The organism is Saccharomonospora sp. NPDC046836 (assembly GCF_040645195.1).
In the GTDB taxonomy this organism is placed as follows: domain Bacteria; phylum Actinomycetota; class Actinomycetes; order Mycobacteriales; family Pseudonocardiaceae; genus Prauserella_A.
Genome location: NZ_JBEYXW010000026.1, coordinates 1 through 12,759 on the forward strand (window position 1 = coordinate 1; position 12,759 = coordinate 12,759).

Below are 12,759 nucleotides of genomic sequence, written 5' to 3' on the forward strand. Positions count from 1 at the left end.
CCGCCCGGTCCCATTCCGAACCCGGAAGCTAAGCCTGCCAGCGCCGATGGTACTGCACCCGTGGGGGTGTGGGAGAGTAGGACACCGCCGAACAATCTTTAAAAGGGGGCTCGCCACAGGCGAGCCCCCTTTTCTTATTGTCTGGACGGGTTGCTGACCACTCTGCCAGGGTGGCGACGTGGACGTTGTAGTGCACACCGACACCGGGACATTCGCAGCAGAGGCCGGGCCGTTCTACGCGGGCGATCCAGTTAGCCACACTGCCGCGCTCACAGCCCTTGGCAGCGTTCAGCGCAAAGGGCGGGCAGGCGCACTCGCCACCATGCTCGATGGTTCACAGGTGTGCGGCGCCTTCGTCTGGGATGCGCCGCTCACCGCGATCGTCAGCGGTGTAGCCGCGTCCGGTGCACCCCAGCTTGCGGCGCGGCTGGCGGAGTCGCACTCCTCCTTCGGTGGCGGCACGCCGTCGCCGGATGTCGCTCGGCTGCTCGCGGGCACACGCACATCGTCCTGTTCGCCGACAAGAAGAACCCGATTTCCAACCATATTTACGAGCGCATGGGATACCAGAGGCGAGGGTCGTATCCAGAGTTCGCCATCACCGGCCCTGCCGCCCGTACTCTTGCACGGTGAGTGCACCACGAATGCTGGTCATCCAGCCCGATTCCACGGACCCGCCCGGCCCGCTCGGTGAATGGTTGATCGAAGCCGGGGCCGAGCTCGACATGCGCCGGCTGCCAGATGACGCACTCCCGGCGGAGCTCGCCGACTATCAGGGCCTGGTGTGCCTCGGCGGCCAGATGAACGCCGAGGACGACACCCGCTACCCCTGGCTCGCGGACGTGCGACGGCTGCTGAGCCTGGCCGCGGGCGCAGGCCTGCCCACGCTGGGTATCTGTCTCGGCGCGCAGCTGCTGGCGGTGGCCACAGGTGGCCGCGTAGCCAGGGGCAGCGATGGTCCGGAGGCCGGCCCCGGTCTGGTGGCGAAGAAGGACGCAGCGTGGATCGACCCGCTCTTCGCGGAGCTGCCGCTGATGCAGGACGTGATGCAGTTCCATGCCGACGCCATCGAGCAGTTGCCGCCCGGTGCGGAACTGCTCGCCTCCGCGCCGCGTTACCCGCACCAGGCGTTCCGCCTCGGCCGGTGCGCCTACGGCCTGCAGTTCCACATCGAGACCACGACCGCCGTGGCCAAGCAGTGGGCAGCCGACGCACCCGAGGTCGCCGCGACGGCACGGGACAGCGCGTTCTCCGACGAGACGCTGGCGGAGGTGCACGCCGACATCGCAGAGACATGGCGGCCCTTCGCCCACCGGTTCGCTCGCCTCGCAGCGGGCGATCTGGAGCCGGCCGCCGACAAGCGCCGTACCCTGCCGCTCACCTAGCCGGGTTGGCAGGTGCCCATCCGCGGTTGCGGCTACGGTGAGAACCGATGGTAGACAGCGTTCGGCCGACGGCGTCCGCGGCGAGGTTCGGCTTCACCGATGATCGAGCCGAGTCGTACCTCCGTGCTGCGGGATGGTGGGACGACGCGGGACCCGTCAGAGGCAGCGATCACGTGCTGACTGCCTTCTCCCGCGCGGCCGACCCCGATCTGGCCCTCCGGGCACTGGACCGGCTCCGCGAGACCGCACACGCGGACTGGCCCGAGCTGGCCGAGGCGCTGCGAACCGACGCGACCCTGCGGGGACGGTTGATCGCCGTGCTCGGCGTCTCCAGCGCGATCGCCGACTTCCTTGCCGGCGCGCCGGGCGAGTGGCGTCGCCTCAGCAATGCGACGTGTACCCCCGTTGCCGACTACACCCAGGTTCTCTGCGAGGCGGTGCGGCCGGACGACGCTGAGCCGCTGACCGCCGCACCCGCCGAACAGGCGCTCCGCAAGGCTTACCGCGGCCTGCTGATGGAGATCGCCGCCATCGACGTCGGCCACCTCGTGGAGCCGGAGCTGGACCCGCCGTCGTTCGCGGAGACCACCGGGGCACTGACCGAGCTCGCCGATGCCGCACTGCGCGCCGGCCTCACCGTCGCTGAGCACGAGATCGGGCCAGCTGACACCGCATGGCTCGCCGTCATCGCCATGGGCAAGTGCGGTGGCCGGGAACTGAACTATGTCAGCGACGTCGACGTGATCTTCGTCGGCGATGGCGACCTCCAGGTCGCGACCCGCGTGGCGACGACGATGATGCGCGTGGTCGGCAAGGCCTGCTTCGAGGTCGACGCGGCACTTCGCCCCGAGGGCAAGGCAGGCGCACTCGTGCGCACACTGGACGGGCACGCGGCCTACTACAAGAAGTGGGCGCGCACCTGGGAGTTCCAGGCCCTGCTCAAGGCACGGCCAGCGGCCGGGGACGCCGAACTCGGGCAACGCTACGCCCAGCTCGTGCGGCCCATGGTGTGGTCGGCGGCGGAGCGCGAGAACTTCGTCGCCGACGTGCAGCAGATGCGGCGCCGGGTGGAGCGGCACATCCCCACCGACATCGCCGACCGCGAGCTCAAGCTCGGCCGCGGGGGGTTGCGTGACGTCGAGTTCGCGGTCCAGCTCCTGCAACTCGTGCACGGGCGCGCCGATCCGGAGCTTCGCTCGGCGTCCACTATGGAGGCTCTGGACGAGCTGGGCGCGCGGGGTTACGTCGGGCGTGCCGATGCTGCCGAACTGCGGCTGTCCTACGAGTTCCTGCGTACCCTCGAACATCGGCTTCAGCTGCGCGCGCTGCGCCGCACCCACCTCTTCCCGGAGTCCGGGGACACCGCCCAGCTGCGCTGGCTTGCGCGCGCGAGCGGGGTGGCCCCCCTGCGCGGCCGCTCGGAAAGCGACATCCTCGTCGCCGAGTTCCGCAGGCACGTCCAGCGCATCCGACGGCTGCACGAGAAGCTGTTCTACCGGCCGCTGCTGGACGCCGTCGCGAGGGTGCCGACCGCGGCGCTGCGCCTGACCACCACCCAGGCGAAGAGCAGGCTGGCGGCGCTCGGCTATGCGGCGCCCGACGGAGCGTTGCGGCACATCGAAGCGCTCACCTCAGGCGTGTCCCGGCGGGCCGCCATCCAGCAGACACTCCTGCCCGTGCTGCTCGATCTGATCGCGGACACCCCGGACCCCGATGGTGGCCTGCTTGCCTACCGGAAGGTCTCGGAGGCACTTGCCGAGACGCCCTGGTACCTGCGGGTGCTGCGGGACGAGGCGGCTGTCGTGGAACGGTTGGCGACTCTACTCGGCACCTCCCGTCTGGTGCCGGACCTGCTGGCGCGGGCGCCGGAAGTGCTGCAGCTGCTCGGCGAGCCCGAACGGCTCGCAGGCCGTTCCCCTGATGAGGTCGCCAAGTCCCTGCGAGCCGCCGCGCGCAGGCAACCCGGCCTCAAGGCCGCGGTCGCCACCGCGCGCTCGCTGCGACGGCACGAACTTCTCCGGGTCGCGTGCGCCGATCTGCTGGGGCTGCTGGATGTTCCCGCCGTGTGTGCGGCGCTGTCATCGGTGTGGGGAGCGGTGCTACAGAGCGCACTCGCCGCCGCGATCCGGCGACGCGCAGCGGAGGTCGGCGGGGAACCCGCGAAGCTCGCCGTGATCGGAATGGGCAGGCTGGGCGGGCAGGAGCTCGGCTATGGCTCCGACGCCGACGTGTTGTTCGTCTGCGAACGCAACGACGGGGCAAGCGATGCCGAAGCGCTGAAGTTCGCGACCTCCGTCGCCGAGACGGTGCGACAGGTGCTGGGTGCTCCGACCCAGGATCCGCCGCTAGAAGTGGACGCCAACCTGCGACCGGAGGGCCGCACCGGCCCACTGGTACGGACACTCGACTCCTACCGCGCCTACTACGCCAGGTGGGGCGAGGTGTGGGAGGCGCAGGCACTGCTGCGCGCCTGTTTCGTCGCGGGCGACTGCGATCTCGGCGACCGTTTCATCACCGACATCGACCCCGTGCGCTATCCCGAGGGTGGCCTTGACGCCGGGCGGGTCCGGGAGGTGCGGCGGATCAAGGCACGCGTGGACACCGAGCGCCTGCCGAGAGGTGCGGACCCCACCACGCATACCAAGCTCGGCAGGGGCGGCCTCGCCGATGTCGAGTGGACTGTGCAGCTCATGCAGCTCCGCCACGCACACGAGGTGCCGGGCCTACGCACGACGTCGACGCCGGAGGCGTTGCAGGCACTCGCGAAGGCCGGACTCGCCAGCTCTGACGATGTGGCCTCGCTGCTCGAGGCGTGGCAACTGGCGACGCGGGCGCGCAACGTGGCCATGTTGGTGCGTGGCAAGGCCGTCGACCAACTGCCGACATCCGGCCGCGAGCTGGCGGCCGTGGCCAGGGTCTTCGGGTACCCCGCTAACGAGGACCCGGGCGAGTTCCTCGACTTCTACCGGCGCACGACGCGGCGGGCTCACGCCATCGTGGAACGGCTCTTCTACGAGAGCTGACTTGCTCACCTTGTGCGGAATTCACGGCTGCGATGTACCTACAGTGGATCCGTGACTGAGCGCGAACCCTACCGAGTGCAGATCAAAGTGCGGCAGTACGAGCTGGACAGCCTTGGCCACGTCAACCATGCGGTGTACCACCAGTACGCCGAAGTCGCGCGGACCTCGCTGATCGAGGATGCAGGCGGCCGCAACGGCGAGCTGGAGAAGGCGCGGCTGGCCACCGTCATGCTCGAATCGCGCATCAGCTTCCGGCGCGAGCTGCGTTACGGGGACGTGGTCGACGTGACCTGCGAGGTGAAGTTCGGCGACGGCAAGACGTTCCGGATGGACACCAACATCTACAAGGCCGACGGCACGCTGTCCGCTGAGATCACCTCGACGCTCGGGATCATGGACCTCGACCGCCGCAGGCTGGTGGCCGAACCACGCGCTCGGTTCGAGGAAGCCGGGGTCGACACCGCCATGCTCGGCGGCTGATCAGCCGAGGAACAAAAACCGTAGCGTCTCCGTACCGCGCGCTGCCGACGCTGTCTCAGTTCAGCGTCGGCCTGCGGTTCCACGGGTTCCCGGCAGCAGGGGGAATGCACTCGGTGCGTTAGCAGGAATGTTCAGACTCTGGGGCATCGTGGCCACCGTGCCCCACCAGCAGGGACGTTCCTATGACCGAGTCCGTTTTTGAAGTATCCAATGTAGATACCGACTACGACCCGACCCGCTCGCCGCACCGCGAGGACCCATTCGGCTTCTATGCCTGGTCCCAGCAGTACCAGCCGGTCGTGTGGAGCGATCTCGTGCAGGCATGGTTGGTGACGCGCTATGCCGATATCCAAAGGGTCGCCGAGGATACCGCCACGTTCTCGTCTAGTGTCGCGGCACCGCCGCTGGACAAGATGGTGCCCGCCGAGGTACTCGAGGTGCTCGCCGCGGCGGGACCACCGGGTAAGAGTGTCCTGCAGGCCGATCCGCCCGAGCATGCCACGATGCGCCGGATCGGCCAGAGCGTGGTGCAGGGGCCACGCATCAACGCGGCCATTCCGTACATGCGACAGGTCGCTCACGAGCTCGTTGATTCGGCGGAGGCTGACGGGGCACGTCAGATCGAGCTGGTCTCGCAGTTCTCACTGGAGTACGTGCACCGAGTGCTGTCCACATTGGTCGGTGTGCCAGCGGCGGACATGGAGCGTGTCCACGCCTGGAACAACGCCTTCCTTGGGCTCATGGCGCCGTCGAACAGTACGGCTGTGAAGCTGGAGCTGGCCCAGGCGTTCCTCGAGTACGAGACCTACCTGGCCGAGCTGATCGCCGCGCGCCGAGCCGACCCGCGGGACGACATGGTCAGTGCATTGATCGAGGTGTACGACGGTGACGGTATCGCAGCCGAGGAATCCTTACCGGACATGAGGATGTTCGTGCGCGGTCTGTACGCGGGCGGCATCCACACCACCAAAGACGCCATCACCAGCGCGGTTCACGTCATGTTGACCACTGACGGCGGCGCGCCGTGGCGGAAAGCCGGCCAGGACCCCGCATCGATCCCGCCGATGCTTGAGGAGGTCCTGCGGCTGGAAGCGCCGCATCGCGGGCTGACCCGGCTCGCGCTGCGCGACACCACCATCGGTGACGTGACGATTCGTGCGGGCGAGCAGGTGCTGTTGCTCTTCGGCGCGGGCAATCGTGATGCGACCAAGTTCCTCGAGCCGGATCTGTTCCAGCCTGGGCGGGACAACATCAAGCAGCACATGGCCTTCGGCCACGGCATTCACCAATGTCTCGGTCGTGCGCTTGCCCGCACCGAGGCTCGCGAAGCGCTCACCGTCCTGGCTCAGCGTCTTCCCGGTGCCTGCCTGGCGCCCGATTACAAGCCCGATTACTCACCCGAGTTCTACTTCCGCGGTCTGTCCCAATTGAACCTGACATGGTGAACAGGAGAACGTCAGGGCAACACCAGCGGAGCACCGGTCCGCGGATGGGTCGTGACCTCGATCTCGCGCCGGTACACCTCGCTGAGTAGCTCCGGGGTGAGGACCGCGGCCGGTGGGCCACACGCCGTCAGCCGGCCGTCGGCGATCACCGCCACCCGGTCGGCGTAGGCGGCCGCCAGGTTCAGGTCGTGCAGCACGGCGACCACCGCGCAGCCCGCACGCGCCCTGGCCGTGGCCACCCGGAGCACCAGATCCTGATGGCGCAGGTCCAGTGCGGCGGTGGGTTCGTCGAGCATCAGCAGGGGAGTGCGCTGGGCCAGCACCCGCGCGAGCGCCACGCGTGCCCGCTCTCCGCCGGAGAGCGTGGTGAACGTGCGCTCGGCGAAACCGGTGACCTCCGTGGCCGACATGGCCTCGGCGATGACGGCTTCGTCTTCGCCGGTCCGGTCCGTCCGCGCCCACGGCGCCCGGCCCATGGCCACCACCTGGGCAACAGTGAACGGGAAGGCGACTGTGGACTGTTGGGGGAGCACGGCGCGACGCAGCGCCAGCTCGCCTGGCTGCCATTGGCCGATGGGCCGTCCGAACACCGAGACCTGGCCGTCCTCCGCGGGGAGTTCGCCCGAGAGCAGTCCGATCGTCGTCGACTTGCCCGCGCCGTTCGGGCCGACCACGGCGAGCACCTCACCGGCCGCCACGGTCAGCGACACATCGCGCAGCACCTGCCGCAGGCCGCGGACGGCCGAGACGCCGGTGAGCTCGGCCAGCGTTTCGCCCGGGGTAACGGTTTCCGGTGGTGTGGCTCTGCGGAACAGCCTCATGCCCAGCCTCCCTGCCGTGCGCGGGTCCTGCGCAGCAGCCAGAAGAAGAACGGTCCACCGACCAGCGAGGTGAGCATGCCCAGTGGCAGCTCGGCGTGCTCCACGGCGGTGCGGGCCAGCAGATCGGCACCGACAAGGACCACGGCCCCGCCCAGCGCGCTGGCCAGGACCAGCCGGTGGTGCGCGGGGCCGGCGATCATCCGGATCAGATGCGGCACCACCAGGCCGACGAACCCGACGATGCCTGCGAACGCCACACCGGACCCGACGAGCAGCGCCACCGCGACCACCACGATCAGGCGGAGGCGTTCCACGTTCACCCCGAGGTGCTGGGCCGGGCCCTCGCCCAGCGCGAGCAGATCGAGGCGCCTGGCCATTGTCACCGCGATCACCAGGCCGGCGGCGGCCAGCGGTACCACGGCGCCGACGGCCGGGGCAGTGGCGCCGTTGAGGCTGCCCAGCTGCCAGAACACGATCTGTTCCCGCGCCTGCGGGTCGGCGACGAACGTGAGGAACGCGATCACGCCCATGGCGAAGGCGTTGACCGCGATTCCCGTCAGTACCAACGTGATCACCTCGGTGCGGCCGCCGGAGCGGGACAGCAGGTAGACCAGCATCGTGGTCAGCAGCCCGCCGAGGAAAGCAGCGGCGGCGACCGTGAAGTTCCCCAGCGCTGACACGCCCGCGACGATGACGGCGCACGCGCCGACCGCGGCGCCGGAGGACACCCCGATGACAGCCGGCTCAGCGAGCGGGTTGCCGAAGACGCCCTGCAGCAGCACGCCGGCAACAGCCAGGCTCGCACCGACCACCACCGCGAGTGCGATCCGGGGGAACCTGATCGTCCACAATGCGTTGTCGCCCTGCGGATGGCTTGGCATGGGGCCAAGTTCGATACCGAGCCGATGCAGGATCGAACCGAGCACTTCGGATGGTGGGACGGACAGCTGCCCGCTGCCCGCGGCGATGAGCACCAGCACAGCGAGGGTCACCGCGAGGACCGTCAGTAGCGGCCAGCCGGTGCGCTCGGTGCGCGACGCGCTCACTGCTCATCCGCCCGGTAGAGCACGGTCGCCAGCGCGGTGATCGTCTCGCCGACACGTGGGCCGAAACTCAGCAGATCGGTATCGGCGATGTCGATGATCCGGCGATGGTGCGCGGCCGGTGTCTGGCCGATCCCGGGAATCCTCAGTAGACCGTCGACGCCGCCGATCGACTGCAACCCCTTTGTCATCACCATGATCACGTCTGGTTGGGCGTTCAGCAACGCCTCGCTGGTGATCGGTACGAATGGCTTGTCCAGCCCGATGTCGGTGCCTACGTCCACCCCGCCGACCGCGGAGATGATCGAGTCGGCACCCGAACCGGGGCCCGCCAGCAGGTACACCCCGGCCGAGCCGCGGACGTAGAGAAAGGCGATTCGTGGCGCCGCGGTGCCGGCCGGAGCGAGGGCGCGTGCGGTCGTGATCTCCTCGTCGACCCGTTCGACCAGCTCCTCGCCCGCCGCCGGGACGCCGAGTGCGGTGGCCACGGCCATGATCTGAGCCTCGACGCCGTCCACCGTTCGCGACGGCTCGAAGAAGATCACCGGAATACCGGCTGAACGAAGTTGTTGCGGCACTTCGGGCGGTCCCACGCTCGTATCCGTGAGCACCACGTCGGGGTCAAGGTCCATGATGGACTCCGCGTTCAGGTCGTGACCACCCGAGGTGACCACGGGAACCTCAGCCGCACTCGGGAAACCGGTCGACGAGTCCCGACCCACCACGCGGTCGCCGAGGCCGAGGCTGAACACGATCTCGCCGAGCGTGCCGTACAGATCGACGGCAACGATACGGTCCACATGAGACACCGTCACCGTGGCGCCGTCGTTGGAACGGACGGTGACCGGCAGTACCGGTGCGCTGGTCGCGACCGGACGGACATCTTCGCTGGCCACCCGGGCGGTGGCCGGCCCGTTGAGCGCGAGTGCGCTGGGGTGGTCCGGAGTGTCCGATGTGCTCGTGGTGCCACCGCAGCCGGAGACCAGGATCGCGGCCACGGCGAGCAGCGTGCTCAGCCTTCGCATGACCGTCCACCGATGGCGAGCTCCCGCGCAAGGTCGTCGAAGACGGCGCGGTTGAGCCGGAAGGCCTCGTTGGCCTCGGCGAGAAGGTTGTCCTGCTCTGCCGCGGTCCACGGTGCGTCGTCGAGCCGTTGCCGATAGGTGTCCTTGAACAACTTCGGCCGCTCGATGTCGTCGAAGCTGTAGAACCGAAGCCCGTCCGATGTGAGGCCATATATCGACATCAGCTTTCTGCGGACGATCTGCCCACCGGACAGGTCCCCGAGGTAGCGCGTGTAGTGATGGGCGACGAACGCGCTGGGCGAGCTGGCGCAGACCGTACGGATCCGGTGCGCGTAGCGCTCGGTGGATCGCAGCAGGGCGAGCCCTGCGCGCCATCCTGGGCCGGTCAGCCACTCCAGATCGGCTTCCAGCGCCGCGGTCCGTTCCAGTGCCTTGCTGATGAACGGTCCGACGACCTCGTCGTCTCGCCAGGTCTTGCCGACGTCTTCGAGTGCGGTGTAGAAGAAGTAGCTCTGGCCGAGCAGCGCGTGGTACGCGGTCCGGTCCAGTTGCCCGGCCAGGAGCGCCGTGATGAACGGTGCCGACTCGGCGTGCTCGTGTTCTTCACGTGTCGCCTCGCGCAGCCGAGCGGACAACGGTCTCGCTCCGGTCACGGAGTTTGTCATAGCTCACCCACATTTTTCCGGATCTTTAGGTTAGGCTGCCCTTGTTTAGCCGAGGCTAACCTAAATACAAGACGAAGAATAGGGCGCTGATGGTCACTGAGCTCATGCCCCGAAGACGAACCCTCCTGTCCGCGGCGATCTTCGGCGTGCTGCTGGTGATCGCCGTTCCCTTGCCAGCCGCGGCGGCACCGCGCCTGAGCGTGTCGCAGACATCAGGACTGGACCCGGCCGGGGCGACCATCACGGTGCAGGGCAGCGGATTCGACGTCGGCAAGGGCATCTACGTCGCAGTATGTGTCGACAACGGTCCTGGCCAGCTGCCGACACCGTGTCTGGGTGGTATGGACACGAGCGGGGGCGGCGGTGGTTCGGCGTGGATCTCGTCCAACCCACCCAGCTACGGCGAGGGCCTCGCCACGCCCTACGGGCCCGGCGGCACCTTCAGCGTGACATTGACGGTGACGGCCCGTGATCCGGTGACCGGCACCGACTGCACGAAGGTCAGCTGTGCCGTGGTGACCAGGGCCGATCACACCAGGAGCAGCGACCGGTCGCAGGACGCGCGCGTACCGCTGCGCTTCGGTCTCGTCACGCCGACGCGCGTGGTGAGTACAACCACGACGCCGCCGCCCACAACCACGGCACCTCGTACCACCACCACGATGGAGACCACCACTCGTCCTCCGTCGACCAGCTCGACCGTGCCGGCGAACTCGCCTCCGGCAGCCACGAGCACCAGTTCGGCCGCAGTGGCCGAGACCGCCGGCTCCGACGGATTGCCGGCCGGTCTGGTCTGGTGGCTCGGCCTCGGCGCCGCCGGGTTACTGGCCGCGGTCGCCGTCGTGGTCCGGCGGAGCCGTCGTGCTCGCCGGGCCGACCGCACTGACTGACTCTTCCCACCACTGAGTGGTCGCGTTCCCCACCGATGAACAACAAGTAGGGAAGGTCAATGGCCACACATTCGAGACCGAGATGGCTTGCCGCCGTACTGGTCGTCATGCTCAGCACGCTGGGGTTCCTGGCGGGTGGTGTCACCGGCGCCCACGCGGCTCAGGCCACGGTGACCGGAGGCGAGCTGGACTGGGGCGTCAAGACGTCCTTCCGCAACTACATTTCCGGTCCCATCGCACACGGCACGATCACCACAACCGATGGTGCCGCAACGAATCCCGACGGTACCTTTCGGTTCACCGCGGGGCGCGGCACTGTGGACGTCGAGGCAGGCACGGCAGAACTGAGCTTCGACGGCAAGGTCGAGTTCACCGGCCACGAGACCGCGTCGGGCCCGCTGCTGGCACTCACCATCAGCGACCTGCGGCTGCGGCTCGATGGGGCTAGTGGCGTCCTGGTGGCCGATGTCGTGTCGAAGTCGCTGTCCTCGGGCGACTACGTGACCTACGACGATGTGGAGCTGGGCGACCTCGCTGGGGTCGATCTGGCAGGGACGGACGTCGTGTCGGCCGACGGCGTGGGCGTCACGCTCACCGAGGCCGGCGTGCCGGCGTTCGCCGACTTCTACTCGGCAGGTACCGAGCTCGACCCGGCGCGCTTCTCGGTGACCACCGAGCCGGAAACCCAATGGCAGCCGGGTATCGAGGTCGGCAAGACGACCGGTATCGACCCGGCCGGCGAGACGATCACGGTGTCCGGCTCCGGCTTCGATCCTGCTGCGAACGCCGGTACCCGCCCACCTCTTGCCGGGCAGCCCACCGGTGTGTACCTGGTGTTCGCCAAGCTCGCCGACCCGTGGCGGCCGTCCGAGGGTGCGCCGTCGGCAGCCCGCACCGTGCTGGACCAGAAGTGGGTGCTTCCCGCCGCCTCACGGGCGATCCTCGATCCGGCCGGGACCAATCCGGACTATGTGGAACTCGGTTCTGACGGCTCGTTCACCGGATCGCTCGATGTCGCAGCGGTGAGCGAAGGAGCCGACTGCACGGTCGAGACCTGTGCGGTGATCACCTACGCGGCTGGCGGTGCCGTGAACGCCGCCCACGAGATCGCGGTGCCGCTGACGTTTGCCACCGAATCCACTGAGACGACAGAACCCACTCAGCCCACTGAACCCACCGAGCCGACCGAGCCGACGCAGCCGACCACGCCGACCGATCCGGCTCAGTCACCGTCCGGAGTGGTCACCAGCGCCCGCTTGGACTGGGGCATCAAGGAGTCGTTCCGCAACTACGTGCGGGGGCCCATCGCACACGGTTCCTGGAGCCTGGACGGGGTCGGCGGAACGGGGCCATTCCACTGGACCGAACTGAACAACGCCACGTTCGACCAAACCGGACCCGACGGGCTGCTGGACTTCGCCGGGTCGATCCGCTTCACCGGACATGAACAGAACGGCGCACCGTTGCTCGATCTGACCGTGTCGCAACCACAGGTGCGGATCACCGATGGCAACGCCGAACTCCTGCTGGATGTCCGTAGCAAGGGCTTGGACACCCCGGACTACATCGAACTCGACGACGTGGTGTTCGCGACTCTCGATCTGTCGTCGGTGAGCCCGGACGTCCAGAATGGAGTCGTTACCTACAGTGCCGTGCCCGCAACGCTCACCGAGCAAGGGGCGCAGGGATTCGCCGGGTTCTACGAGGCAGGCACCGAGCTGGACACGGTGTCGTTCACGGTAGCGCTGGACGGTGCTTCGCTGCCGCCGGCGGCCTCGGGTGGTGACGCATCCGGCCCCGGCAACGGTGCGCCGTTGACGGGCGCGAGCAACGGCGGCGGACTCGCCTACACCGGCGGCAACGTATGGCCGCTGGCTGCCCTCGGCGGCGTGCTGGTCCTGGCCGGCACCGGGCTGCTCGTCGTGCGGCGGCGCGGTAGCCGGGCAGAGCTCGTGCGGGGCTGAGCCTCCATAACGGACAAT

Annotated in this window: 10 protein-coding genes and 1 rRNA gene; 7 read left to right on the forward strand and 4 right to left on the reverse strand. The window is 68.5% G+C overall.

The features are described from left to right. From rrf to ABZ863_RS25160, 5 genes are all read left to right on the forward strand, one after another. A 5S ribosomal RNA gene (gene rrf, locus ABZ863_RS25140) occupies positions 1–93 on the forward strand; the annotation flags it as partial. A 536-nt stretch (positions 94–629) separates the two neighbouring features. Beyond that, the gene (locus ABZ863_RS25145; protein ID WP_358540102.1) at positions 630–1,385 is read left to right on the forward strand and encodes a type 1 glutamine amidotransferase; all 756 of its coding nucleotides are present in this window, start codon (positions 630–632) and stop codon (positions 1,383–1,385) included. 47 nt (positions 1,386–1,432) lie between these two features. Beyond that, positions 1,433–4,408 carry a bifunctional [glutamine synthetase] adenylyltransferase/[glutamine synthetase]-adenylyl-L-tyrosine phosphorylase gene (locus tag ABZ863_RS25150; RefSeq protein ID WP_358540105.1) on the forward strand — a complete coding sequence of 992 codons (2,976 nt, stop codon included), beginning with the start codon at positions 1,433–1,435 and terminating at the stop codon, positions 4,406–4,408. A gap of 51 nt (positions 4,409–4,459) precedes the next feature. Further along, positions 4,460–4,888, forward strand: a complete 429-nt coding sequence (locus ABZ863_RS25155) for an acyl-CoA thioesterase (protein ID WP_358540108.1) — start codon at positions 4,460–4,462, stop codon at positions 4,886–4,888. 182 nt (positions 4,889–5,070) lie between these two features. Then, positions 5,071–6,333: a cytochrome P450 gene (locus tag ABZ863_RS25160; protein ID WP_358540111.1), complete on the forward strand. Its 1,263-nt coding sequence runs from the start codon at positions 5,071–5,073 to the stop codon at positions 6,331–6,333. A gap of 11 nt (positions 6,334–6,344) precedes the next feature. Here ABZ863_RS25160 and ABZ863_RS25165 read toward each other — a convergent pair whose 3' ends face one another. Genes ABZ863_RS25165 through ABZ863_RS25180 form a run of 4 tightly spaced genes read right to left on the reverse strand, consistent with a single transcriptional unit; the run spans position 6,345 to position 9,875 of the window. Continuing rightward, positions 6,345–7,154 (reverse strand): heme ABC transporter ATP-binding protein, encoded by an 810-nt coding sequence (locus tag ABZ863_RS25165; protein ID WP_358540114.1) that lies wholly within the window; start codon positions 7,152–7,154, stop codon positions 6,345–6,347. Continuing rightward, positions 7,151–8,200: an iron ABC transporter permease gene (locus ABZ863_RS25170; protein WP_358540117.1), complete on the reverse strand. Its 1,050-nt coding sequence runs from the start codon at positions 8,198–8,200 to the stop codon at positions 7,151–7,153. Before ABZ863_RS25170 ends, ABZ863_RS25165 begins: the two co-directional genes overlap by 4 nt. After that, complete coding sequence (locus ABZ863_RS25175; protein ID WP_358540120.1) at positions 8,197–9,222, reverse strand: ABC transporter substrate-binding protein; 1,026 nt, start codon at positions 9,220–9,222, stop codon at positions 8,197–8,199. The genes ABZ863_RS25170 and ABZ863_RS25175 overlap by 4 nt, the downstream gene beginning before the upstream one ends. After that, positions 9,210–9,875, reverse strand: a complete 666-nt coding sequence (locus ABZ863_RS25180) for a biliverdin-producing heme oxygenase (protein WP_358540123.1) — start codon at positions 9,873–9,875, stop codon at positions 9,210–9,212. The genes ABZ863_RS25175 and ABZ863_RS25180 overlap by 13 nt, the downstream gene beginning before the upstream one ends. Positions 9,876–9,976: 101 nt before the next feature. Here ABZ863_RS25180 and ABZ863_RS25185 point away from each other — a divergent pair, with 101 nt between their 5' ends. Next, positions 9,977–10,777, forward strand: a complete 801-nt coding sequence (locus ABZ863_RS25185; protein WP_358540126.1) for a hypothetical protein — start codon at positions 9,977–9,979, stop codon at positions 10,775–10,777. Between the two features lie 59 nt (positions 10,778–10,836). Further along, entirely contained in the window at positions 10,837–12,741 is a 1,905-nt protein-coding gene (locus ABZ863_RS25190) for an HtaA domain-containing protein (RefSeq protein ID WP_358540129.1), read from the forward strand. Positions 12,742–12,759: the final 18 nt, after the last annotated feature.